Source organism: Novosphingobium kaempferiae, from assembly GCF_021227995.1.
Lineage (GTDB): Bacteria > Pseudomonadota > Alphaproteobacteria > Sphingomonadales > Sphingomonadaceae > Novosphingobium > Novosphingobium kaempferiae.
In genome coordinates this window covers 3,756,814-3,781,053 of sequence record NZ_CP089301.1, presented here as the reverse complement: position 1 = coordinate 3,781,053, position 24,240 = coordinate 3,756,814, and the positions used below count along the sequence as shown (strand labels likewise).

Here is a 24,240-nt window from a genome sequence, read left to right as displayed (position 1 = left end):
GTTCGATCAGGCGGACATCAGGACGCCGCGATAGACCGGGTCTTCCATCGCGCGGCCAGTGCCGAGCGCGACGCAGGACAGCGGGTCTTCGGCGACGCTGACGGGCAGGCCGGTCTCTTCGCGCAGATAGTCGTCGAGGCCCTGGATCAGCGCGCCGCCTCCGGTGAGGACGATGCCCTGGTCGACGATGTCGGCCGCGAGTTCGGGCGCGGTGTTCTCAAGCGCAATGCGCACGCCCTCGATGATCGCGCCGATCGGCTCGGCCAGCGCCTCTGCGACGTTGGCCTGGGTGATCGTGATCTCCTTCGGCACGCCGTTGACGAGATCGCGACCCTTGATGTGGATCGTCTCGCCGATGCCGTCGGCAGGCATGACGGCGATGCCGTAGTCCTTCTTGATGCGCTCCGCCGTGGCGTCGCCGATCAGGAGGTTATGGTGGCGACGGACGTAGGAGACGATGGATTCGTCCATCTTGTCACCGCCGACGCGGACAGACGTGGTGTAGGCGAGGCCGCGCAGCGAAAGCACCGCGACTTCGGTGGTGCCGCCGCCGATGTCGACCACCATCGAGCCGACCGGCTCGGTGACGGGCATGTCGGCGCCGATTGCGGCGGCCATCGGCTCGAGGATCAGGTAGACCTGGCTGGCGCCCGCGTTCGACGCGGCATCGCGGATCGCGCGGCGCTCGACCGAGGTGGAACCCGAGGGGACGCAGATCACGATCTCGGGATAGCGGAACAGGTTCTTCTTGCCGTGGACCTTGCGGATGAAGTGCTTGATCATCTCTTCCGCGATCTCGATGTCGGCGATCACGCCGTCACGCAGCGGGCGGATGGCCTCGATGTTGTCGGGGGTCTTGCCCATCATCATCTTGGCGTCGTCACCGACGGCCTTGACCTTCTTCACGCCGTTCATCGTCTCGATGGCGACGACCGAAGGCTCGTTCAGCACGATTCCGCGATCCTGCACGTAGACCAGCGTATTCGCCGTGCCGAGGTCGATCGCCATGTTCTGGGAGCCGAGTTTGAAGAATCGCGAGAAGGGGCCGGCCATCTAAAATCCGTTTCTTACCAATCGCTTGTCGAATCATCTTCGACGACGACGACAGGGGGTTGCGGGTGGGAGGGCTCCCCTTAGCCCATCGATTCGCGAAAGGCCAAAATTTTGTGTCGCTTTCCGGGGGGAAACGATGCGCGCCCGTCTCGAATTAGCGGCGCTTCGTCGCTAGTTTGGCGAGCCATCACGATGCTGCCTCCATGGCAGTCGCGAAACGTTGTTGCCGAGACCTCCATGCCCACGATCCGCCGCCTGCCCGAACACCTCGTCAACCGCATCGCCGCGGGTGAAGTGGTGGAGCGCCCGGCCTCCGCGCTCAAGGAACTGGTGGAGAACGCCATCGACGCGGGCTCGACCGAGATCACCGTGCGGATCGCCTCGGGCGGGCTCGACATGATCGAGGTGACGGATGACGGCTGCGGCATGCGGCCGGACGAAATCGCGCTGGCGCTTGAACGTCACGCCACTTCCAAGCTGCCGGACGAGGCGATCGAACTTGTCGCCACGCTGGGCTTCCGGGGCGAGGCGCTGCCCTCGATCGGCTCCGTCGCGCGACTGACCATCGAAAGCCGACCGCACGACGCTGCCGAGGGCTGGAGGCGGGTGGTCGACCATGGCGTCGTCGCGCAGGATGGCCCCGCAGCCCTTCCGCCGGGCACGCGCATCCGCGTCGAAGACCTGTTCGGCAAAGTGCCCGCGCGGCGCAAGTTCCTGCGCTCGCCACGCTCGGAGTATGCCGTCTGCCTCGACGTGGTGCGTCGCCTCGCCATGGCGCGGCCCGATGTCGGTTTCACGATGGAGCATGACGGACGTCGCGTGATTTCGGTGCAGCCGCGCGAGGAACTGGCGGCGCGCGTGGCACGCCTCGTCGCCCGCGAACTGGCGGAGGACGGCGTCGTCATCGAGGCCGAACGCGGCACGGCGCGGCTCACCGGCGTCGCGGGCCTGCCGACGTACAATCGCGGGGTCGCCGACCACCAGTACCTCTTCGTCAATGGCCGTCCGGTGCGTGACAAGCTGCTCGTCGGCGCGGTGCGCGGGGCCTATTCTGACATGCTGGCGCGGGACCGCCATGCGGTGCTGGCGCTGTTCCTCGACATTCCGCCCGACGAAGTCGACGTCAACGTCCACCCTGCCAAGACGGAAGTGCGCTTTCGCGACCCCGCATTCATCCGCGGTTTCCTCGTCGGTGCCTTGCGTCATGCGCTGGAAGGCGCGGGACAGAAGAGCGCACAGCCGCCGCAGAGCGCCGCGATGAACATGTGGCAGGTGGAGCCGGTCACGCCTTCGCCCGCACCGTCGCTCGGTTCGCTGTTCGCCCGCGAGTACAGCGCGCCGCGCAGCGATTATCAGCCGTCTCGCGTGTCCGAGACGGGCGCGGCATGGCGTTCCTACGAAGCCGAGGTCATGGCCCAGCCCGCCGCGCGTGCCGAGGCTGCGGTCGAGGCGAGCGAGGAGGCCTTGCGCTATCCCCTCGGCGTCGCACGCGGGCAGGTGGCCGGCACCTATATCGTTGCGGAGGCGGAAGACGGCCTCGTCATCGTCGATCAGCACGCCGCGCACGAACGTCTCGTGCTCGAGAAGCTGAAGGCGGCGGGCGCGGAGGAGGCGATGAATCGCTCCCAGGCACTGTTGCTGCCCGAGGTCGTCGAGCTTGAGGAAGTCGCCTGCGACGCGCTGGAGGACAAGCTGCCCGAACTGGCGCGTCACGGGCTCGTCCTCGAACGCTTCGGCCCGGCGGCGATGCTGGTTCGGGCAGTCCCGTCGGTGCTCTCGAAGAGCGATGTCGGCGCGTTGGTTCAGGACGTTGCCGACGATCTCGCCCGTAACGGCGACGCCCTGCTGCTGGGGGAGAAGCTCGACCTCGTCCTCGCGACGATGGCCTGCCACGGCTCGGTGCGGGCAGGGCGCGTGCTCTCGGTGGCGGAGATGAATGCGCTACTGCGCGAAATGGAGCGCACGCCGCGTTCGGGCCAATGCAACCATGGCCGCCCTACGTGGGTTAAACTTGCCCATCAGGACATAGAGAAACTGTTCGGGCGGAAATGATGCGAAGACTAGCGACGACCATGGCCGCGCTCGCGATGCTGGCGGGCTGCGGAGAGGACACTCCTGCGGAGAAAGCGGCTGACGATGCCCATGACGTCGCCATGGTTGAGCGGATGAGCAGGGAGCCGTTCAAGCCCATCGTGCCGATCGCCATCACCACCGACGACATCCAGCGCTACGGCCTAGACAAGCCCGGTTGCACCTTCAGCAAGGGCACTGCGTCCGACCCGCTGTTCATCGCCACTCGCGATGAGGGCTACATGCGCGTTGGCAGCGATCTCAAGCGGTTCTCGGCGCGCAATCTCAGCGCCGACCTGCCGAGCGGGGCACGCACGACTTACATCGGGTTGTCGAGCTGGGTGGACATCGTGCGCCAGCCCGATGCGGGTACGAATGCCGATGCGGATACCTGGCCCGCCCGCATCATCATCCACGATGCGCAGGAGCGCGTGGCCTTCCGCGCCGACGGGACGATGCGCTGCCGGACCTGATCTGGTTCAGCGACGCAGAACTCCACGAAACGGAGCGCCGCTGCCGTCGGCATGGGGATCGGCGGGCAGTCCGATCAGGTCGCGCAGCAGGGCGGTGACATCGACGTTGGCGAAGCCGGGCAGGCGACCCGCGACGGCGATGGACGGACCGTTGGCGACGAACAGCGCGGCCATTTCGGGCGCGGTGTTGTCATAACCGTGCGCACCGCCGGTCGAAGCCTTGCCCGGCTTTGTCGCAAGGATCTGCCAGCCCGTCTGGGCAAGGCAGAAGTACGGGAAGACCCGCGGGTTGCTGCCGTAATGGAAACGGGCGGGAATAGCCTCGCGCGGCCAGCATTCCATGTGGGCGTTCGGCTTGGCCAGTGCCTTGGCCAGCTTCTTCTCGTTGCCCGGCGTGGGGGCTAGGCCTGCGAAGGGGCCGCTCTCTATCAGGCGATACCATTTCGGATTGGCGACCGTATCGAGCGCGATGACGCGCTCGCTCGATATCGCGGCCATGCCGTGATCGGCGACGATCACCAGATTGACGGGCTGCCTGAGCGCGCGGAGCCCCTCCACGAGCCTGCCGACATCGCCGTCGACATCGGCAAGCGCCTGCATGGTATGCGCGTCATCCGGCCCGTAGGTATGACCGGCAGTGTCCACTTCATCGAAGTAGAGCGTGATGAAGCGAGGACGGATACCGGCGGGGCGGCGCATCCAGTCGAGCACGGTCTCGACCCGCTGCAGCGGCGTGATCGACCCATCGAAGTGCTGCCAGTCCTGCGGGCGCGTGCCGCCGATCTGGCCGTGCGCGGGCTTGGGCGCCTGCACACCGCCCCACGCTATGTTCGATCCGGGCCAGAACATGGCGGCGGTGCGGATACCGGCCTTCTCTGCGGCGACCCAGATCGGTTCGGCCTCGTTCCACCAGAACGGATCGTCGCTCGCCATCGTGAATGTCTCGCCGGGGCGGTGCGGATCCTCGAAGCGGTTGGCGACGATGCCGTTGCGGTCGGGCACCTTGCCCGTGACTATGGCCCAGTGGTTGGGGAAGGTCTTGCTGGGGAACGAGGGGCGCATCGCGGCGCTGATGCCGCCTTGGGCCAGCCGCGACAGTGTCGGCGTCACGCCGCGTTCGAGATAGTCAGCGCGGAAGCCGTCGATCGATACGAGGATCGTCACCGGCTTGCGGATTTCTTCGGCGATGGCGTGGAATGGCAGGAGCGCGAGCAGCGCGGCGAGCACGAAATCGAAGCGAATCACGCGGGCTCTTTAGAAAGGCTGCGATGACAGTGCCATGTCGCAGTGTCCGGTCCGGCGCTTCGGCAAACGACCGCCCGCCAGATGTGGACGGCCGTTCCCGAGATCAGACGTTGAACTTGAAGTGCATCACGTCGCCGTCGGCGACGACGTATTCCTTGCCTTCCTGACGCAGCTTGCCGGCTTCCTTGGCGCCAGCCTCGCCGTTCAGGGCGACGAAGTCGTCGTAGGCGATGGTTTCGGCGCGGATGAAGCCGCGCTGCATGTCGGAGTGGATCGTGCCTGCCGCCTCGGGTGCCTTGGCGCCCTTGTGGATGGTCCAGGCGCGCGCTTCCTTGGGGCCGACCGTGAAGAAGGTCAGCAGTTCGAGCAGCGTGTACCCGGCACGGATGATGCGCGCGAGGCCGGCTTCGGCAAGGCCCATTTCCTCGAGGAAGACCATGCGATCCTCGATTTCCATGCCGGTCAGTTCGGCCTCGATGGCGGCGGAGACGATGACCGCGCTGGCGCCTTCTGCCGCGGCCTTCTCGAAGACGCGGGCGGAGAAGGCGTTGCCCTCGGCCGCTGCTTCTTCCTCGACGTTGCAGACGTAGAGCACCGGCTTGGCGGTGATGAGCTGCGCCTGCGCGAAGACGCGGGCCTCGTCCTCGTCCTTGGGCTGGGTCAGGCGCGCGGGCTTGCCTTCGCGCAGGAGTTCCAGCGCCTGACCGAGCACGGAAGCGACGATTTTGGCTTCCTTGTCGCCCTGCGTCGCCTTCTTCTGAGCGGCGGGGACACGCTTTTCGAGGCTTTCGAGGTCGGAGAGCAGCAGTTCGGTCTCGACCGTCTCGGCGTCGGCGATCGGGTCGACCTTGTTGTCGACGTGCTGGATGTCGTCGTTCTCGAAGCAGCGCAGGACGTGGATGATCGCGTCGACTTCGCGGATGTTGCCGAGGAACTGGTTGCCCAGGCCCTCACCCTTCGATGCGCCGCGCACGAGGCCGGCGATGTCCACGAACGACAGCTGCGTCGGGATGATCTTCGCCGAACCCGCGATTTCGGCGAGCTTGTCGAGGCGCGGATCGGGCACGCCGACCTGGCCGACGTTGGGCTCGATCGTGCAGAAGGGATAATTGGCCGCCTGCGCCGCCTGCGTCTCTGTCAGCGCATTGAACAAGGTCGACTTGCCGACATTGGGCAGGCCCACGATCCCGCAACGGAAACCCATCGAAAACTCCGGAAATATGTTTGTTGCGCGCCCATAGCGATGCTGGGGCGACTTGACCAGTCGGCGGCGAATATGGGGGCGGTTGACGGAAATTTCAGGTCTTGGGGCCAGAAGCTGCGCGTATGAAGCGCTCGATCCGTCTCGTACTGCCGCTGGTTGCTTTCGGTTCCCTCTCGGCTTGCGGCGACAGTCCCGAAACGCTGTTCGCCAGCGCGCGGGAGAATTTCGCGGCCGAGAACTATCAGGAAGCGCGCGTGAAGGTGGCCGCGGCCTTGCAGGAAAAGCCGCGCGATGCGGCCATGCTGGCGCTACTGGCGGAAACGCACTTGCGGCTTGGCGACCCGGATGGCGCTGAGGGCGCGATTGCGCGGCTGGAGCGGGCCGGAGGGCGCAATACCGCGCGGATGAAGGCCGAAGCGGCGCTCTTGCGGCAGAATCCGAAGCGGGCGCTGGAGCTGCTGGGCGATGATGCTTCGCCTGAGGGGTGGCGTGTGCGGGCCGAATCCCTGCTGGCGCTGGGCGAAGACGAGGGAGCGCGGGATGCCTACGAGAAGGGTATGGCGCAAGGCGGCGATATCCGGCTGGCCGCGTCCTTTGCGCGCTATCTTCTGGTGAACGAAAATCTCGTCCGTGCCGCCAGACTTCTCAAGCGAATGCAGCAGCTTGGACCAAACTCTTACGAGACTTTGGTGATGTCGGGAGACCTCGCTTCGGCTCAGGGACGCGACGAAGAGGCAGCGCGGGCCTATCGCAAGGCGATCGATGCGTTCCCGGATCGCGCTGCGCCGATGCTCGCTCTGGCCCGTCACTACGACGGAATCGGCAAGCTGGATGAGGCGTCGAGGCTGGTCGAACAGGCCGCAGAGGTGGCACCTAACGACACCGAGGTGGACCAGATGCGTATCCAGCTCATGTCAGAGAAGGGTGAGTGGGAGCAGATACGCCTTGCCTTGCAGGCCCGCGAGTCCGAACTCGACGCGGGCTCGCCGCTCAGCATGACCTATGGGGAAGCGCTGCTTCGACTTGGCCATGCGGAGCAGGCGCGGCTTCTGTTTCGCCGGGCAGTGCTGGTGCTTCCGGGCAATCCCTATGCGCGCCTGATGCTGGGCGAGGCGCAACTCGCGACCGGGGATGCGCAGGGTGCCTGGGCGACCCTTGCGCCGCTGGCGGCAAGTACGCTGGCGCAGCCGGAGGTAATCGAACGCGCGGCGCAGGCGGGGCGTGCGGTGGGGGCACCCGAGGCGGAGGCCTTGCAGGCACGGCTGGATCCTACGCGGATCAGGGAGACGATGGCGCTCGTCGAGCAGGGCGAAGGCGCGCTCGCCGGACGGCGGTGGGCCACGGCGGTGACGGTCTACGAACGCCTGCTGGCGCGGGGCGAGGATGGCGAGGTGCTGCGACGTCTGGCGCTGGCGAGCAGTGGGCTAGGCGATGCGGCGGCGGCGATCCGGCATGCCGACCGGGCGGTCTCGCTGGATCGGCGCAATGCCGACTATCTCTACGTCGCGGGCGCCGTTCGCCTCGTTGCCGGTCAGGACTTGCCTGAGGCGCGGCGGTTGCTGGAGGCGGCGGCCTTGATCGATCCGCGCAATGCCGAGATCGCGCGCGAGCTCAGGAAAGCAAAAGCCGCCGCCGGTTGAGACCGGCGGCGGCTGTAGTGTCGGCCCGGCAAGGGAAAGTGCGGGGCCGTATCCGCCCGATGTACCGACGCCCCCCGCGCCGGCCATCGAGCGTGCGGAACTGTCAGGCGCGCGTCTTGCGACGGCGGGCGTAGGCCAGCGCGATCAGGCCAGCGCCGAGCATGCCGAGCATGCCGGGCTCCGGAACCGCGGTGCCGCCCGACGAACTGGTGGTGCCGCCGCTCGAAGTCGAGGTGGTGGTACCACCCGAGGTCGACGTCGTGGTGCCGCCGGACGTCGAGGTCGAGGTGGTCGTGCCGCCCGAAGTGGTCGTGGTGGTTCCGCCCGAGGTCGAGCTGGTGCTGGTCGAGGTGCTGCCGCCACACTGCTTCTTGCTCAGGTGGCCGCAGCCGCAGGTGTGCTTGTGGCCATAAGTCGCGTGCGCCGGCGCGGTCATGGCGACGGTCGCACCGACGGTGAGCGAGAGTGCGATCAGAGTCTTGCGGAACATGGTAGTCTAACCCCTAGTTACCCGTGTTGGTTGACTGCTTCTAAGCAACGGCCATGCCAAACGCTGATTTTCGGGGTTTTTCTAGTTGTCGAGTCAGGTGAAGTGAACTGTTTGTAAGCTAACCCGACACTCGTTGAGCTGGTGGCATCAGGGCTGCTGCCGCAACGCGACGTCGTTCATGAAGCGAGTGTCGTCCCCGCTCGCCAGCCAGTCCGCTTCGGCGGCCACAGCGCCCAGCATGTCCGCCAGCGGGTCCATCTCCGCCTTGGCATAGTTGCCCAGCACGTAGCCGGTCACGCGGTCCTTGTGGCCGGGATGGCCGATGCCGAGGCGCACGCGGCGGAAATCCGCGCCGAGGTGCTGGTCGATCGAGCGCAGCCCGTTGTGCCCGGCATGGCCGCCGCTCTGCTTCACCTTGACCTTGAAGGGCAGGAGGTCGAGCTCGTCATGGAACACGGTCAGCGCCGACAGATCCAGCTTGTAGAAGCGCATCGCCTCTCCCACCGACCGGCCGCTTTCGTTCATGAAGGTCGCGGGCTTGAGCAGCAGCACCTTGTCGCTGCCGATGCGGCCTTCCTGCAGCCAGCCCTGGAACTTCTTCTGGACCGGACCAAAGCCGTGGATCTCGGCAATCGCATCGCAGACCATGAAGCCCACGTTGTGGCGGTTGAAGGCGTATTGCGGGCCGGGGTTGCCCAGACCGACCCAGAGCTGCGTAGCCATCGTGTTCCTTTCGGCCCTTCCGGTAGGGGGAGGGCGCATAAAAGAAAAGGCCCCTTCCACCGAAGCGGAAGGGGCCTGATCCGGACCCGAAGGTGGGAAGGCTTACTCGCCTGCCGCTTCCTGCGTGGTGTCGCCTTCTTCGCTGCGCAGGGCAGACGGAGCGGCGATCGTCGCGATCGTGAAGTCACGGTCGGTGATCGCGCTCTCGACGCCCTTGGGCAGCTTGACGTGGCTGATGTGGATCGATTCGCCCACGTCGAAGCCGGTCACGTCGATGGTGATCTCGTGCGGGATCTTCTCGGCGTCGCAGACCAGTTCGAGGTCGTGACGAACGATGTTGAGCACGCCGCCGCGCTTGAGGCCCGGCGAGAGTTCCTCGTTCTCGAACACGACGGGCACGTTCACGTGCACGGTCGCGCCCTTGACGACGCGCAGGAAGTCGGCGTGGAGCGGACGGTCGGTGACCGGGTGGAAGGCAACGTCCTTGGGCTGGGTGCGGAACTTCTTGCCGTCGACTTCGACTTCGATGATCGAGTTGAAGAAGTGGCCGGTTCCGAGCTGGCGGGCCAGCTCCTTTTCCTGCACGTGGATCGCGAGGGGCTCTTCATTGCCGCCGTAGATGACCGCGGGCACGCGACCGTCACGACGCAGTGCACGGGAGGCTCCCTTGCCAGCCCGATCACGCGTCTCGGCCGGCAGGTTAAGCGTATCGCTCATGGGACTTGCCTTTCAAAACTGGATAAAAGTACGGCGTCGGACCGCTCATCGGCCCGCACCGTCCCGCCACGCCTCCAGGGATGACCATGACGGGAAGGCGCGGCCCTTACTGGCAGATGCCCGGAAAAGCAAGGGGCATGTGGGGTGATGGGGCGCTGGCTGAGCTTGTCGAAGCCCCGGCGTCCTACTCAACGCGTGTGATCTTGAAACCCTCAGCCTCCAGCATCGCGGGCAGCCCCTGCGATCCCGCCATGTGCGCCGCACCGACCGCGACGAAGGGCTTTCGGCCCAAACGCACGGCCTGAGCGATCTTCGTCGTCCAGCTCCGGTTGCGCCCCGTGAACAGCACTTTGCGCAGTTCCGGGTCGGCGAGCAGGCCCGAGCGCGTCTCCTTCTCGATCGCGGCCATGTCGCCCTTGCGCCAGCTTGCGGCGAGGTCGCGATCGGGCGTCGAGGCTTCGACCACGACGGCGGAGAGGAGGTCGCGCTGTTCCTTCTCCGGCAGCGCGTCGAACAGGCCGAGTTGCGTAGCGGCGCCTTCGAGTTCCACCACCGGGCGCGTTCCGGCCGAGGCGATCACCCCCCGGTCTACGCCATTGCGCGTATCGCCCTCGTCCGCTCCGGAACGAGCCAGCGTGAGGGCGACGGCCCAGGTGTCCATCGCGGCGAAGTCGCCATCGGCATGGCCGCTCTTGTTCAGCAGTGTGGCGAGGGCAGGGCGGTCCTTCGGGGCCACTCGCTGCGACAGCGGCGGCTGCCCCTCGCTACCCGCAAGGCGCGCGAACGTGGCGGCGACTTCGGCCTCATTGGCAAGGTTGCCGACCTCGACCATGATCGTGCCCGAGCCGTTGAGCGCGGCATCGACCCTGGGCGTGCGCCAGGCCAGCGGGCGGTCCGATGAATGGATGGTGCCGAACAGCCAGCCTTCATGACCGTTGCCGTCCTCGATCCGCCAGAGCGCGGGGTTGGCCTCCTGCGGCTTGGGCGAGCAGGCGAGGAGCCCCAGAACGCAGAGCGCTACGATGAAGCGGCGCATGAAGGCTTACTGCACCCGCTGCGAACGGATGCCGGAGGCGGCAAGCTGGTCCTGCACGCTGCCCGGCCCGGCAAGGTGCCCTGCGCCGACCGCGACGAATACGGTGCCCGGCTTCTTCAGGCGGGCCTTGAGCCACTTTGCCCATGTGACGTTGCGGTCGGTGATGAGCACCTTGCGCACAAGCGGATCGCTCTCGTCCTCGTTCAGCAGTTCGGCGAGATGCTCGGCATCGCCCGTCTTCCACGCGGCGACCATGGCATCGACATCGGCCTTCACCGAGGGCAGCGCCTCCAGTACTTCGCCGAGATAGGCGCGCTGGGTCGGTTCGGGGAGCTTGTCGAACAGGCCGATCTGATATTCGACCGTCTCGAACGCCTCGTTCGTCAGGTGCCGTGCCTTCGCCCGGGTCGCGACCTGCTGGTCAATGCCGGTCTCGGTACTGTAGCCCGCCGTCTTGAGCGGGATCAGCGTCAGCATGAGGGCGGCGAACCACGCATCGTTGGCGTCGAACGCGGTCGTCGGCAGGCCGAGCCCGGAGAGCGCGGTGTCGTAGGCCTGCTGTTCGGCGGGCGCCAGCGTCTCGCGCAGGGTCTTGCCGTCGTCACGACGGCTCATGCGCAGGATCACGTCCTGCGACTGCGCGGTCTCGTCCATGCGGACTTCGGTGACGAGTTCCTGCGATGCGTCGAAGGCGGCGGCGATGGGGCCGCGATACCAGTCCACCTGCCCGGGCAGGACGTGGATGGTGCCGAACAGCCAGATAGTCGTGTCCTTGTCCGCGACCTTCCACAAGGCGGGCGTCACGACGGGAGCGGGGGCGGCAACCGCCACGGCCTCCGGCTCGGCGTAGGCGGGGAGGGCGGGGAGGACGAACAGCGCGCAAGTCGCGGCGTCGATCCAGAAGCGGAAGCGGGACATTGCAGTCTCCTTAGACGCCGCGCACGCGTTCGACCAGATCAACGATAGCGTCGCCATGCCCAGCCCAGCGACCAGACGGTGCACACCATCACGAAGATCGCGACGCCGTCAGGTTCGGGCGCCATGCCGCCGCGCCACGCCAGCCACCATGCGGGGGCGGCGAGCAGGTAGGCATACATGGCGAGCGTGCCCCCGGCCTCGTATTCGGCGCGCTCGATCTCGTCGAGCGTGAGGTGCCAGTAGATCGAGGCGCCCATCGCGATCAGCCATCCGGCGATGGCGCAGATCGCCAGCGTGCTGCTGATGGGGCCGTGCTCGAACAGCATCGGGAAGCCGTTGCCGTCTCCCGTCAGGTGTCCCGTGATCCCGGCGGCGCCTCCCGCGACGAAGGCGACGCCCAGCGAGAGGTAGAGCGCGATGCGAGAGCGTCTGGCGCGCGGGCTGCGCGGCAGGGGGAAGCGCGTCCGCATGGACAGGAGCAGCCAGCACGCGATGGCGATGCAGGCTGCGGCGACGCCCAGCGCGATGCCGCCCCTGGCTCTCAGCACGCCGTCCTCGATGACGCTCATCGTCACGCCGACCGCGAGGCCCGCGCCGAATATCCCGAGTATGCAGCCTCCCGCCAGTCGGAGCGATGCATGCATGGCGCTCATGGGGCGGACGGTATCAACGGTGTCCGTCATCGAAAATCTCCTCGATCGAGAGGTTGAACAGCCGCGCCAGGCGGAACGCCAGCGGGAGCGAGGGGTCGTGCTTGCCGGTCTCGATCGCGTTCACCGCCTGGCGGGACACGTCGAGGCGCTCGGCCAGTTCGGCCTGGCTCCAGTTGCGCTCCGCGCGCAGCACCTTGAGCCGGTTGTTCATCGCCGGTCAGGCCAGCGGGGCGATGAGGACGACGCGCGTGACAGGCTCCGCTGCGGCCTTGACGGGCTGTCCCGGGCGAGGGGCGGCGTCGGCCTGCACTGCCGTCACCAGCATGAGAATGGCCGCGATGGCAGCCGCCGCCAGCAGGATAATCTTGTGCTCGGCCGACGGCGCGACATGGCCCCAGCGCAGATAGTTGCGGGCTTCTTCCCGAGTGGCGTCGGGCTTGCCGTGAAACAGGGTCTTCAGGACGCTGCGGACGGTGACGCTCTTGAACTGCTCGATCATGGTACACCTCGTCATGCCATCCTGACGTTATGTCAGGTATGCATGACTTTATGTCGTGATTCGCTGACCATGTCAACAAAACCTGACATTGCGCCTCGGGCATCAGGGCATGGCAAAGCTTTGTGCTGTTGATTTGACGGGCCCGATCCGCCAAAGGCCGCGCATTCGATAAAACGACGGAACCGCAATGACCGCCGCCAAACAGCCGCTCAGCTTCCAGGACATGATCCTGACGCTCCACAACTTCTGGAGCGCGCAGGGCTGCCTTATCCTGCAGCCCTACGACATGCGCATGGGCGCGGGCACCTTCCATCCCGCCACGACGCTCCGCGCGCTCGGGCCCGAGCCGTGGAAGGCCGCCTACGTGCAGCCCTCGCGCCGTCCGACCGACGGTCGTTATGGCGAGAACCCGAACCGGCTCCAGCACTACTACCAGTATCAGGTGATCCTGAAGCCGAACCCGGAGAACCTGCAGGAACTGTACCTCCAGTCCCTCGCCGAGATCGGCGTGGACCCGCTGGAGCACGACATCCGCTTCGTCGAAGACGACTGGGAAAGCCCGACGCTGGGCGCCTGGGGCCTTGGCTGGGAAGTCTGGTGCGACGGCATGGAGGTGACGCAGTTCACCTACTTCCAGCAGATGGGCGGCTTCGACTGCAAGCCGGTAGCGGGCGAGCTGACTTACGGCCTTGAGCGTCTGGCGATGTACATTCAGGGCGTGGACTCGGTCTACGACCTCCGATTCAACAACGAAGGCGTCAGCTATGGCGATGTCTTCCTAGCGAACGAGCAGCAGCAATCGAAGTATAACTTCGAGATCGCCGACACGCACGCCCTGTTTGCCGGCTTCAAGGCCGCCGAGGCCGAGTGCATGCGCTGCATCGACGCGAAGATCCCGCTCGCCGCCTATGACCAGGCGATCGAGGCGTCGCACCTCTTCAACCTGTTGCAGGCGCGTGGCGTGATCTCGGTGCAGGAACGCGCCAGCTACATGGCCCGCGTGCGCGATCTCGCCAAGGGATCGTGCCAGGCATGGATCGACGTGAACAAGGACAAGTGGGAAGCCAAGTTCCCCGGGTGGACCGTATGACCGACTTCCTTCTCGAACTGCGCAGCGAAGAGATCCCGGCCCGCATGCAGGCGGGCGCGCGCGCCGATCTGGAAAAGCTGTTCCGCAAGGAAATGGACGCTGCGGGCGTCGCGCTTGGCCAGATTACCGTATGGTCGACCCCGCGCCGCCTCGCGCTGATCGCCAACAGCCTGCCGGAAACCACCGAAGCGGTGAGCGAGGAGACCAAGGGCCCTGCCACGACCGCGCCCGAACAGGCGCTCGAAGGCTTCCTGCGCAAGACGGGTCTGACCAAGGACCAGCTCGAAGTGCGCGACCTCAAGGGCAAGGACACGTACTTTGCCGTGGTCGAGAAGCCCGGCCGCGCCGTGAAGGACGTTCTGGCCGAGGCGATCCCCGCCATCGTGCGCGCCTTCCCATGGCCCAAGTCGCAGCGCTGGGGCGCCGCGTCGATCACCACGGAATCGCTGCGCTGGGTGCGCCCGCTCTCCGGCATCGTCGCCATTCTGGGCGAGGATCTGGTCGAGTGCGAAGTCGGCGGCATCAAGTCCGGCTACGCCACCAAGGGCCACCGCTTCCACGCGCCCGGAGAGATCACCATCGGCGGCGCGCATGATTACGCGCGCAAGCTGTCGGCCTGCCACGTCATCGTCGATCACGTCGAGCGTCAGGATCTCATCCGCGACGAGGCGCGCAACGTCGCTGCCGCCGCGGGCCTCAAGCTCGTCGAGGACGAGGGGCTGGTGATCGAGAACGCAGGGCTGACCGAATGGCCGGTGCCGCTGCTCGGCCGCTTCGACGAGGCGTTCCTCGAAGTCCCGCCCGAGACGATCCAGCTCACCGCGCGCGTGAACCAGAAGTACTTCGTGTGCGAGGATGCCGAGGGCAATCTGGCCGATGCCTTCGTCTGCACCGCCAATATCGACGCCACTGACGGCGGCACGGGGATCGTCGCGGGCAACCGCAAGGTTCTTGCCGCGCGCCTGTCCGACGCGCGTTTCTTCTGGCAGCAGGACCGTAAGGTTTCACTGGCCGATCAAGCGAAGAAGCTGGCCCGCATCACCTTCCACGAGAAGCTGGGCACCGTTGCCGACAAGGTCGAGCGCGTGGCCAAGCTGGCCGAGTGGCTGGCAGCCGAGGGCATCGTCCCGAACTGCGACCCGGCTCTGGCGCGTCAGGCGGCGGAACTGTGCAAGGCCGATCTCGTGACCGAGATGGTCGGCGAGTTCCCCGAACTGCAGGGCCTCATGGGCGGTTACTATGCCCGCGCCGAGGGTCTGCCCGACGCCGTGGCCGACGCCATCCGCGACCACTACAAGCCGGTCGGGCAGGGCGACGAAGTCCCCACCGCACCGGTGACGGTGGCAGTGTCGCTGGCGGATAAGCTGGATACGTTGGTCGGCTTCTTTGCCATTGAAGAAAGGCCTACGGGTTCCAAAGATCCATTCGCCTTGCGCCGTGCCACCATCGGAACTCAGGTTCAGATCACGCAGAATGATCTTCGAGCCGACTTGCTGCCGATATTCGATCGGGTTCTTGCGGTCCTTTGCGAGCAGAATGAGGCTATTCGCGGACGTCTGACTGCGCTTGGTAAAGCTGCCGAAAGCATCTCGGCGTCCCAAAATATACCGTTAAACAAACGTTATATGTCACCGCTGCAACTTGAGATTGAACAAAGATCGCTGGACCTGCTCAACTTCTTCGCTGACCGCCTCAAGGTCCAGCAGAAGGAAGCAGGCGTTCGTCATGACCTGATCGACGCCGTGTTTGCGCTCGGCGGCGAGGACGATCTCGTCCGCCTTCTCGCCCGCGTCTATGCGTTGCAGGCCTTCGTCGGCAGCGAGGACGGCGCCAACCTCCTCGCGGGCTACAAGCGTGCCGCCAACATTCTCCGCAAGGAGAACTGGACCGGCCCCGATGCTGCACCCGCACATCCGCATACCGGCGACGAGGATCCGCTCGAAAACGTCGACGATCCCGACATGCAGGAAATCTATGCTGCGGCGAAGTCGGCGCTCGGCTATGCGGCCGAACCGGCGGAGCAGGCGTTGATCGACGCGCTCGATGCTGCGGAACCTCGGGCGGCCACGGCAGTTGCTGACGAAGATTTCGCAAGTGCAATGAGCGCGCTGGCATCGCTTCGCGCGCCTATCGACGGGTTCTTTGAACAGGTGACGGTCAACGATACTGACTCCATAAAAAGAACATCTCGTCTTGCACTGCTTGATCGCTTCCGTGCTGCGGTGCACAACGTGGCGGATTTCTCGCGGATCGAGGGGTAGGAGGGTTTCCCCACGATCTGCATTCTTGCGCAAAAATCCCGGAGATTTGGGACTAATGACTAAGCAGGTCTACACGTTCGGCGGCGGCGTAAAGCACGACGATCCGCGCGCGAAGGACAAGGTGATCACCGGCGGCAAGGGCGCGAACCTTGCCGAGATGGCCGGGATCGGTCTGCCGGTGCCTCCCGGCTTCACCATCACCACCGAAGAGTGCGTGAAGTATCTCGCGGAGGGCGCGAACTTCTCGGACGAACTGCGGGCAGAAGTCGCCGAAGCGCTCGCCCATATCGAGAAGACCGTGGGCAAGGCGTTTGGAGACGCCGCCGACCCGCTGCTCGTCTCGGTCCGCTCGGGCGCCCGCGTCTCGATGCCGGGCATGATGGACACCGTGCTGAACCTCGGCCTGAACGATGTGACCGTGGAGGGTCTCAGCGCTACTTCGGGTGACGAGCGCTTCGCGTGGGACAGCTACCGTCGCTTCATCCAGATGTATTCGGACGTCGTCCTCGGCGTCGAGCACCATCTGTTCGAGGAAGCGCTGGAGATCGCCAAGGAAGACAACGGCTACGACAACGACGTCGAACTGACCGCGAACGACTGGCGCAAGCTGGTCAAGGAATACACCGCCATCGTCGAGCGTGAACTGGGCAAGCCGTTCCCGCAGGATCCGCAGGAACAGCTCTGGGGCGCGATCCAGGCCGTGTTCGACAGCTGGGACGCGGACCGCGCCAAGGTCTACCGCCGCCTCAACGACATCCCGGGTGACTGGGGCACCGCCGTCAACGTGCAGGCCATGGTCTTCGGCAACATGGGCGACACCTCGGCAACGGGCGTGGCGTTCACCCGCGACCCCGCGACCGGCGAGCGCGCCTACTACGGCGAATGGCTGGTCAATGCGCAGGGCGAGGACGTCGTCGCCGGCATCCGCACCCCACAGTACCTGACCAAGGCCGCGCGCGAGCGTGCCGGGGCCAAGCCGCTGTCGATGGAAGAGGCGATGCCGCAGGCCTACGCCGAACTCGCCGCCGTGTTCGACCTGCTCGAAAAGCACTACCGCGATATGCAGGACATCGAGTTCACGGTGCAGCAGAACAAGCTGTGGATGCTGCAGACCCGCTCGGGCAAGCGCACCGCGAAGGCCGCGCTGAAGATGGCCGTCGACATGGTCGAGGAAGGCCTGATCGACGAGGCGACCGCGATCAAGCGCGTCGATCCGATGGCGCTCGACCAGCTTCTGCACCCGACGCTCGACCCCAAGGCCCCGCGCGACATTCTCGGCAAGGGCCTGCCGGCGTCGCCGGGCGCGGCTTCGGGCGCGATCGTGCTCGATGCCGACACCGCCGAAAAGCGCGCGGAGATGGGCGAGGCGGTCGTCCTCGTTCGTGTCGAGACTTCGCCGGAGGACATCCACGGCATGCACGCGGCGAAGGGCATCCTCACCGCGCGCGGCGGCATGACCAGCCACGCGGCGGTCGTGGCGCGCGGCATGGGCCGTCCCTGCGTCTCGGGCGCGTCCGGCCTGTCGATCGACATGAAGACCCGCACCCTGCGCATGGGCACCCGTGAGCTGAAGGAGGGCGATCTCATCACCCTCGACGGCGCCACCGGCGACATCATGGCGGGCGAAGTGGCCACCATCGAGCCGGAACTCGCGGGTGACTTCGGTACGCTAATGGAGTGGGCCGACAAGCACCGCCGCATGAAGGTGCGCACCAACGCTGAGACGCCCGCAGACTGCCGCATGGCCCGCCAGTTCGGTGCCGAGGGCATCGGCCTGTGCCGCACCGAGCACATGTTCTTCGACGCCACCCGCATCTCGGCCGTGCGCCAGATGATCCTGGCCGAGGACGAGAAGGGCCGCCGCGAGGCGCTCACCAAGCTGCTGCCCGAACAGCGTGCGGATTTCCAGGCGATCTTCGAGGTGATGGCGGGCCTGCCCGTCACCATCCGCCTGCTCGACCCGCCGCTGCACGAGTTCCTGCCACACAGCGACGCGGAGTTCTCGGAACTGTCGGACGCCATCGGCATCGGTGTGGATACGCTCAAGCGCCGGGCGGACGAACTGCACGAGTTCAACCCGATGCTCGGCCATCGCGGTTGCCGCCTCGGCATCACCTTCCCCGAGATCTACGAGATGCAGGCCCGCGCCATCTTCGAGGCGGCCTGCGACGTCGCCCTGGCTTCGGGCGAGGCGATCGTGCCGGAAGTGATGATCCCGCTCGTCGCCACGAAGCGCGAACTGGCGATCCTCAAGAAGGTCGTCGACGAGGCTGCGACCAAGGTCTTCGCAGAGAAGGGCAAGACGCTCGACTACCTCGTTGGCACCATGATCGAACTGCCGCGCGCCGCGCTGATGGCAGGCGAGATCGCGGAAGAGGCGAAGTTCTTCTCGTTCGGCACCAACGACCTGACGCAGACCACGCTGGGCGTCTCGCGCGACGACGCCGCGCGTTTCCTCAGCCCCTACGTCGAGAAGGGCATCTATCCGCGCGACCCGTTCGTCAGCCTCGACGTCGAGGGCGTGGGCCAGTTGGTCCAGCTCGGCGCCGAGCGTGGCCGCGCGACTTACGATGCGCTCAAGCTCGGCATCTGCGGCGAGCATGGCGGCGATCCCGCCTCGATCGCGTTCTGCGAAAAGGTCGGCCTCGATTACGTCTCGGCCTCGCCCTACCGCGTGCCGATCGCGCGTCTGGCTGCGGCTCAGGCTGCGCTGGCCTGATGGCGTTGTCCCGGGCCTGACCCGGGACCGCTACCGGAAAAATTCATCGGCGAGGCTCCCATGGGCCTCGCCGATTTTTTGTGCCTCAACGCTTCCAGCCGGACAGCGTCAGGATTTCGAATCGCTCCACCGTACGTCCGCCTTCACCGGCAGCAGCGAACGCATCATGCGCCCGCGCCAGCGCCGCCTTGCCGAGCGGCGGGCCGGGATCGGCGAGCACGTTCGCCAGGCCCTGCGCACGCAGGTCGCCCGCAAGGCGCTCAAGGCTGCGGAAACCCACGTCGAGATGACGATGATCCGCCACCGGGTCCGCATAGAGGGTGCGCTGGAGCAGTTGTGCCCCCGCGCGCACATCGACCGAGGGGTGAACCCGCGCCGCCGGTCGGTCGCCGTCGGCTGCCAGCATCACGTCGCGCAGCTTCTGCACGCTGCCCGAGGCGAGGAAGCTGGCGATCAGCATCCCGCCCGGCGCCAGCGCCTTGCGCGCATGGACGAGCGCGCCCGGCAGGTCGTTCACGGTGTCGAGAGTGCCGAGGCTGGCGATGAGATCGATGTCCGCGAACGGCCAGGGCTGCTCCTCGACGAAGCCCATGGCGGGATCGACTTCGGTCACGGTCACACCCTGCGCGCGCAACTGAGTGGCGAGGGCACCCGAATAATCGCCCACCACCAGCGCGGTCTTCGGCTCGAAGCGCAGGAAGGACAGGCGCTCCAGCACATCCTCCACCATGTCGTCGATCAGGTAGCGCGGTGCATCGGGCAACTGCTGGAGTTGCAGCATGCGCCGGCGGAGGGCCATGCGGCGGGCCGGGGAGAAGATGCGGGGGGGAGCCTTGCTTGCCATGGACGTTCCCCTGCCGCGTCGATGAAAACCTTGCAATGCCCCTCGTGCGGGCTTGTTGCGCAAGGGCGGTTGCATAGGATCGCGCCATGTCGCCCGGACAGGCCCTTGCGCCGTTGATAGACCTGATCTTTCCGCCACGCTGCCCGCTATGCGGAGCGGCGATCGGTTCGGCGGCGGGGCTGTGCGTGGACTGCTGGAACACGCTCGTCATTCCGGGGGAGCCTTGCTGCGCATCCTGCCAGCGGCCGTTCGGCGACGCCATGCCGGAGGGCGGAACCTGCGCACCATGCCTCGCCGATCCACCGCGCCATGGCGGGATCGCTGCGGGCACGCTCTACAACGATCCGTCGCGCAAGCTTGTGCTTGCTTTCAAGCACGGCAACCGCATTGCGCTCGCGCCGATGATGGCGGGGCTGATGGTGCCCAAGCTGTCATTCGTGGACGAGGACTGGGTGCTCGTGCCCGTCCCTCTGCATCGCTGGCGCTTGTGGAAGCGCGGCTATAACCAGGCGGCCGAACTGGCCCGGCAGATCGGAAAGCGAACCGGGGCACGGCTTGCGGTCGATGCTCTCGTCAGGCGCAAGGCGACGCGCTCGCTGGGTGGGCTTGGCAAGCTGGCGCGCAAGCGGGCGCTGTCCGGCGCGATTGCGGTGCATCCCGGGCGAAAGGCCGTGCTGAAAGGGACGAAGGTGGTTCTCGTCGACGACGTGCTGACCAGCGGGGCCACGAGTGATGCCTGCGTCTCTGCCTTGAAACGGGCGGGGGCGGAGCGGGTGGTCATCGCCTGCTTCTCCCGCGTGCTGGACGAGGCGCTCGATATCGCCTGATCAAACGAAAACGCCCGGAACCTTGCGGCTCCGGGCGTCCTCGTGACGAAACTGTTGAACCCTGCTTGCGCAGTTAGACGGTGCCCCTGATACCGTCTGGTCCGATCCCTCATCGTAAGCATTCCCTGAACCGTGGCCCGCTTTCCGTTTCAGGCCGGTGTTCCTTGCCGAACACTTGCCTGCGAGCGACCTGTGGGTCAGAAGCAGCCCCCCAGCTGCAAGGACAGATTTCACCGAATCGTCTTTTTTGGAAAGAGGGTTCGCCGGTTAACGTGGATTTTGATCCGCCGCTGTGGCTGTGCTGCAACAATTATGCCGCTGGTAGCGGAAACAGGGATGATCGGGGCTATGACGGACGTGACGACTGAGGAACGGGAGATGGGAACAGCGTTCCTGCCGCGCTTCGATGCGCAGGGATTGCTCATCGCCATCGCCGTCGATTCGCGTTCGCGAGAGATCCTGATGGTCGCCTATATGGACGCCGAGGCATTGGCGAAGACCCGTGAGACGGGGCTGGCGCATTTCCACTCACGCTCTCGCGGGAAGCTGTGGCTCAAGGGCGAGACTTCAGGGCACTTCCTGCGTGTGGACGAAATCCGGGTGGACTGCGATCAGGACGCGCTGGAACTGCGCGTCACGCCCGAAGGCCCGGCCTGCCACACCGGTGCGCGCAGCTGCTTCTATCGCAAGCTGGATGGCGAAGTGCTGGAGCGGGTCGAGCGCTGAAGCCTCGCGCCACTGCCCCACCGTCAGCGCTTCGCGCCGCCACCTCCCCGAGACAAGCTCGGGGAGGAATGTATATCAGCCCAGGATTTCTTCGAAGAACGACAGCATCGACGCCCAGGACTGGCGATCGGCGCTGACGTTGTAGTCGAGGAACGCCATGCCCTTGTCGGGGCTGTGCGGGTCGGTGAACCCGTGCTTCACGTTGCCGTAGCTGTGGAAGTGCCAGTTCGCTCCGGCTGCGTCCATTTCCTCCCAGAACGCCACGACATGTTCGCGCGGAACGAGGGGGTCGGCATCGCCGTGGCAGACGAGGATGCGCGGGCGGATGCCGCCGGGCTGGGCCGGTGCCGTCGTCGGCAGGGTGCCGTGGAAGCTGACCACGCCTGCCAGTTCCTCACCCGCGCGCGCGGCTTCGAGCACCGCCTGGCCTCCCATGCAGTGACCGATGGCGAAGAGTTTCAGGCCATCCGCCAGCCCGCGCAGTACGTCGATCCCGGCGATGATCCGGGCACGGTAGTAGTCGTTGTTGGCGCGCAGCTTCTCGGCGATGGGGAACGACGCCTCGAAGCTTGCGATCGGCTCGCCGTAGAAGTCGGTGATCATCACCAGATAGCCTTCCGCGGCCAGCTTGCGGGCGCGCTCTTCCATCAGCGGGATGACGTTGGCGATGGTGGGAAACAGCGCCACGGCCGCACGGGCCGTGCCCTCCGGCCGGGCCAGCCAGCCGGTGAGGTCGACGCCCGCATGCGAGTAGGCGACGGGTTCGAGCGAAGGGGTGTAGGTCATTGTTCTCTCGGGCAATTCGCGGGAAGGGCGCTTATTCGGGCAGGAAATCCGGCACCGAGAGGTAGCGTTCGCCGGTATCGTAGTTGAAGCCGAGGACGCGGCTGCCGGCGGGCAGATCCTGCAACTTCTGTGCGATGGCGGCAAGCGTCGCGCCTGAACTGATGCCGACCAGCATCCCTTCGGTCGTGGCGCAGCGGCGTGCCCATTCCTTGGCGTCGGCCGGATCGACCTGGATAGCGCCGTCGATCGACTGGGTGTGGAGGTTGCCGGGGATGAAGCCTGCGCCGATGCCCTGGATCGGATGCGGGCCGGGCTGGCCGCCGGAGATGACGGGCGAAAGCGTCGGCTCCACGGCATAGGCCTTCATCGACGGCCATGCGGCCTTGAGCGTCTCGGCGCAGCCGGTGAGGTGGCCGCCGGTGCCGACGCCGGTGACGAGCACGTCGATGGGCTCTTCCGCGAAGTCCTTGAGGATTTCCTGCGCGGTGGTCTTCACATGGATATCGACGTTCGCGGGGTTGTCGAACTGCTGGGGCATCCACGAGCCGGGGGTAGCCTCGATCAGTTCCTTGGCGCGTTCGATGGCGCCCTTCATGCCCTTCTCGCGCGGGGTCAGGTCGAACTTTGCGCCATAGGCCAGCATCAGGCGGCGGCGCTCGACCGACATCGATTCGGGCATGACGAGGACCAGCGTGTAGCCCTTGACCGCGGCTGCCATGGCGAGGCCGATGCCGGTGTTGCCGGAGGTCGGCTCGATGATCGTGCCGCCGGGCTGGAGGCTGCCGTCGGCCTCGGCCGCCTCGATCATGGCGAGACCGATGCGGTCCTTGATCGAGCCGCCGGGATTGGCGCGCTCGGCCTTCACCCAGACCTCATGGTCCGGGAACAGGCGGGACAGGCGGATGTGCGGGGTATCGCCGATGGTGGCGAGGATGCTGTCGGCCTTCATGCTTTTTGCTCCCAACGGGCTTCAAAGGTGCGGGCCCGGCGGATTTCCGGGAAGAGCCAGGCCCAGGCAAGGGTGATGACTATGGCAGCGCTGCCTCCGAAGACAACCGCTCCGGTAGCGCCGAGCAGCGCGGCGGCGAAACCGGACTGGAACTCGCCCAACTCGTTCGAGGCGGAGATGGCGAGGCCGGAAATCGCGGAGACGCGGCCTCGCACTTCATCCGGGGTGCGCAACTGGACGAGCGAACTGCGGATGAACACGGAGATCATGTCGGCGGCGCCCAGCAGCGCCAGGAACGCCAGCGACAGCAGGAAATGGCGCGAGAGGCCGAAGCCGATGGTCGCCGCTCCGTAAGCCACGACGGCGGCGAGCATCTTGACGCCGACGTTCGACTGCATCGGTTGGAACGACAGCCACAGTGCGACGACCGCAGCACCAGCGGCGGTGGCGGCGCGCATCTGGCCGAGGCCCTCGGGGCCGACATGGAGAAGGTCGCGGGCGAAGACCGGCATCAGCGCGGTCGCGCCGCCGAGGAGCACCGCGAAGAGGTCGAGCGTGATGCAGCCGAACAGGAAGCGCTCGCTCCAGACGAAGTTGAACCCCTCGACGATCTGGCGGATCGGGTGGGCCTTGGCGGGATCGCGCGGGATCGCGGGCAGGTTGCGGATCGACTGGACCGAGATCGACGCGCCGAGGGTGAACAGCGCCGAGCACCAGTAGGGCATGGCGTGATGGCTCGCGAACATGAAGCCGTAGGCCGCAGGGCCGATGATGGTCCCGGCCTGCATCGCGATCGAATTGAAGCCGATGGCGCGTGGGATCAGCTTGGGCGGTACGATGTTCGGGGCGATGGCAGACATCGAGGGGCTGATGAAGACGCGGACCACGCCGTGCAGCACCGCGAAGGCGTAGAGCACGGGCAGGCTGCGCACTTCCATCGTAGTCGTGATGCCGAGCCCGATGGCGACGCACATGTCGAGCAATGAGGCAGTGCCTGCGACGCGGCGGCGGTCGAACCGGTCGGCGACGAAACCCGCCACGGGGGTCAGCAGGAACACCGGCAGGAACTGCGCGAAGCCGAGGAGGCCAAGCTGGAACGAGGCTTGGGCGATCGACATGCCATAGTCGGTCCGCGCCACGTCGTAGAGCTGGTAGCCGATGATGACGACGGTGCCCGTGGTCGCCAGTACGGCGAGGAAGCGGGCGAGCCAGAACTTGCGATAGTCGGCGATCTGGAGCGGCGATGTTGGGGCGGGGAGACTCACGCCGTGCTGAATGACAGCGTGGTCTCCCCTTGCCAAGACAAGCTTGGCTTGA

The 24,240-nt window shown here is 66.3% G+C and carries 23 protein-coding genes; 8 read left to right on the top strand and 15 right to left on the bottom strand.

The features are described from left to right. Positions 1-6: 6 nt before the first annotated feature. Entirely contained in the window at positions 7-1,053 is a 1,047-nt protein-coding gene (locus LO787_RS17330) for a rod shape-determining protein (protein WP_103094580.1), read from the bottom strand. Between the two features lie 237 nt (positions 1,054-1,290). Between LO787_RS17330 and mutL the strand changes: the two genes are divergently transcribed. Together mutL and LO787_RS17320 are read left to right on the top strand one after the other, a co-directional pair. Then, the gene (mutL, locus tag LO787_RS17325) at positions 1,291-3,105 is read left to right on the top strand and encodes a DNA mismatch repair endonuclease MutL (RefSeq protein WP_232492239.1); all 1,815 of its coding nucleotides are present in this window, start codon (positions 1,291-1,293) and stop codon (positions 3,103-3,105) included. After that, positions 3,102-3,596 carry a hypothetical protein gene (locus LO787_RS17320; RefSeq protein ID WP_232492238.1) on the top strand — a complete coding sequence of 165 codons (495 nt, stop codon included), beginning with the start codon at positions 3,102-3,104 and terminating at the stop codon, positions 3,594-3,596. The genes mutL and LO787_RS17320 overlap by 4 nt, the downstream gene beginning before the upstream one ends. Positions 3,597-3,602: 6 nt before the next feature. Here the strand turns inward: LO787_RS17320 and LO787_RS17315 are convergent, their stop codons facing one another. After that, positions 3,603-4,838: an alkaline phosphatase family protein gene (locus LO787_RS17315; RefSeq protein ID WP_420847819.1), complete on the bottom strand. Its 1,236-nt coding sequence runs from the start codon at positions 4,836-4,838 to the stop codon at positions 3,603-3,605. 106 nt (positions 4,839-4,944) lie between these two features. Continuing rightward, complete coding sequence (gene ychF / locus LO787_RS17310; protein ID WP_232492237.1) at positions 4,945-6,045, bottom strand: redox-regulated ATPase YchF; 1,101 nt, start codon at positions 6,043-6,045, stop codon at positions 4,945-4,947. Between the two features lie 122 nt (positions 6,046-6,167). Between ychF and LO787_RS17305 the strand changes: the two genes are divergently transcribed. Further along, entirely contained in the window at positions 6,168-7,685 is a 1,518-nt protein-coding gene (locus LO787_RS17305; RefSeq protein WP_232492236.1) for a tetratricopeptide repeat protein, read from the top strand. Between the two features lie 103 nt (positions 7,686-7,788). On the opposite strand, the gene LO787_RS17300 is transcribed toward LO787_RS17305, so the two are convergent. The 8 genes from LO787_RS17300 to LO787_RS17265 form a co-directional block, all read right to left on the bottom strand. After that, positions 7,789-8,175 carry a PEP-CTERM sorting domain-containing protein gene (locus LO787_RS17300; protein WP_232492235.1) on the bottom strand — a complete coding sequence of 129 codons (387 nt, stop codon included), beginning with the start codon at positions 8,173-8,175 and terminating at the stop codon, positions 7,789-7,791. A gap of 147 nt (positions 8,176-8,322) precedes the next feature. Continuing rightward, on the bottom strand, positions 8,323-8,898 hold the full coding sequence (pth, locus tag LO787_RS17295; protein WP_232492234.1) for an aminoacyl-tRNA hydrolase: 576 nt from the start codon (positions 8,896-8,898) through the stop codon (positions 8,323-8,325). 102 nt (positions 8,899-9,000) lie between these two features. Then, the gene (locus LO787_RS17290; protein ID WP_232492233.1) at positions 9,001-9,615 is read right to left on the bottom strand and encodes a 50S ribosomal protein L25/general stress protein Ctc; all 615 of its coding nucleotides are present in this window, start codon (positions 9,613-9,615) and stop codon (positions 9,001-9,003) included. Between the two features lie 184 nt (positions 9,616-9,799). Continuing rightward, on the bottom strand, positions 9,800-10,651 hold the full coding sequence (locus LO787_RS17285; RefSeq protein ID WP_232492232.1) for a TraB/GumN family protein: 852 nt from the start codon (positions 10,649-10,651) through the stop codon (positions 9,800-9,802). A gap of 6 nt (positions 10,652-10,657) precedes the next feature. Then, complete coding sequence (locus LO787_RS17280; protein WP_232492231.1) at positions 10,658-11,569, bottom strand: TraB/GumN family protein; 912 nt, start codon at positions 11,567-11,569, stop codon at positions 10,658-10,660. 38 nt (positions 11,570-11,607) lie between these two features. Beyond that, positions 11,608-12,252: a hypothetical protein gene (locus tag LO787_RS17275; protein ID WP_232492230.1), complete on the bottom strand. Its 645-nt coding sequence runs from the start codon at positions 12,250-12,252 to the stop codon at positions 11,608-11,610. Beyond that, the gene (locus LO787_RS17270) at positions 12,236-12,433 is read right to left on the bottom strand and encodes a helix-turn-helix transcriptional regulator (protein WP_232492229.1); all 198 of its coding nucleotides are present in this window, start codon (positions 12,431-12,433) and stop codon (positions 12,236-12,238) included. Before LO787_RS17270 ends, LO787_RS17275 begins: the two co-directional genes overlap by 17 nt. Positions 12,434-12,439: 6 nt before the next feature. Next, positions 12,440-12,721, bottom strand: coding sequence for a hypothetical protein (locus LO787_RS17265; protein ID WP_232492228.1), 282 nt, complete (start codon positions 12,719-12,721; stop codon positions 12,440-12,442). Positions 12,722-12,908: 187 nt separating this feature from the next. Between LO787_RS17265 and LO787_RS17260 the strand changes: the two genes are divergently transcribed. From LO787_RS17260 to ppdK, 3 genes are read left to right on the top strand one after another with little or no spacing between them, the layout of a single operon-like run. Further along, positions 12,909-13,811: a glycine--tRNA ligase subunit alpha gene (locus tag LO787_RS17260; protein ID WP_232492227.1), complete on the top strand. Its 903-nt coding sequence runs from the start codon at positions 12,909-12,911 to the stop codon at positions 13,809-13,811. Continuing rightward, complete coding sequence (gene glyS, locus LO787_RS17255; protein ID WP_232492226.1) at positions 13,808-16,072, top strand: glycine--tRNA ligase subunit beta; 2,265 nt, start codon at positions 13,808-13,810, stop codon at positions 16,070-16,072. The genes LO787_RS17260 and glyS overlap by 4 nt, the downstream gene beginning before the upstream one ends. Positions 16,073-16,127: 55 nt before the next feature. Then, entirely contained in the window at positions 16,128-18,791 is a 2,664-nt protein-coding gene (gene ppdK, locus LO787_RS17250) for a pyruvate, phosphate dikinase (RefSeq protein WP_232492225.1), read from the top strand. Between the two features lie 85 nt (positions 18,792-18,876). Here ppdK and LO787_RS17245 read toward each other — a convergent pair whose 3' ends face one another. Continuing rightward, positions 18,877-19,635: a methyltransferase domain-containing protein gene (locus LO787_RS17245; RefSeq protein WP_232492224.1), complete on the bottom strand. Its 759-nt coding sequence runs from the start codon at positions 19,633-19,635 to the stop codon at positions 18,877-18,879. 86 nt (positions 19,636-19,721) lie between these two features. Here LO787_RS17245 and LO787_RS17240 point away from each other — a divergent pair, with 86 nt between their 5' ends. Together LO787_RS17240 and hisI are read left to right on the top strand one after the other, a co-directional pair. Further along, positions 19,722-20,462, top strand: a complete 741-nt coding sequence (locus LO787_RS17240; RefSeq protein ID WP_232492223.1) for a ComF family protein — start codon at positions 19,722-19,724, stop codon at positions 20,460-20,462. A gap of 348 nt (positions 20,463-20,810) precedes the next feature. After that, complete coding sequence (gene hisI, locus LO787_RS17235) at positions 20,811-21,188, top strand: phosphoribosyl-AMP cyclohydrolase (RefSeq protein WP_232492222.1); 378 nt, start codon at positions 20,811-20,813, stop codon at positions 21,186-21,188. Positions 21,189-21,263: 75 nt separating this feature from the next. Here the strand turns inward: hisI and LO787_RS17230 are convergent, their stop codons facing one another. Genes LO787_RS17230 through LO787_RS17220 form a run of 3 tightly spaced genes read right to left on the bottom strand, consistent with a single transcriptional unit; the run spans position 21,264 to position 24,188 of the window. Further along, positions 21,264-21,974: a dienelactone hydrolase family protein gene (locus LO787_RS17230; RefSeq protein WP_232492221.1), complete on the bottom strand. Its 711-nt coding sequence runs from the start codon at positions 21,972-21,974 to the stop codon at positions 21,264-21,266. A 31-nt stretch (positions 21,975-22,005) separates the two neighbouring features. After that, entirely contained in the window at positions 22,006-22,923 is a 918-nt protein-coding gene (gene cysK, locus LO787_RS17225; protein ID WP_232492220.1) for a cysteine synthase A, read from the bottom strand. Beyond that, positions 22,920-24,188 (bottom strand): MFS transporter, encoded by a 1,269-nt coding sequence (locus tag LO787_RS17220; protein WP_232492219.1) that lies wholly within the window; start codon positions 24,186-24,188, stop codon positions 22,920-22,922. The genes cysK and LO787_RS17220 overlap by 4 nt, the downstream gene beginning before the upstream one ends. Between the last annotated feature and the right edge of the window lie 52 nt (positions 24,189-24,240).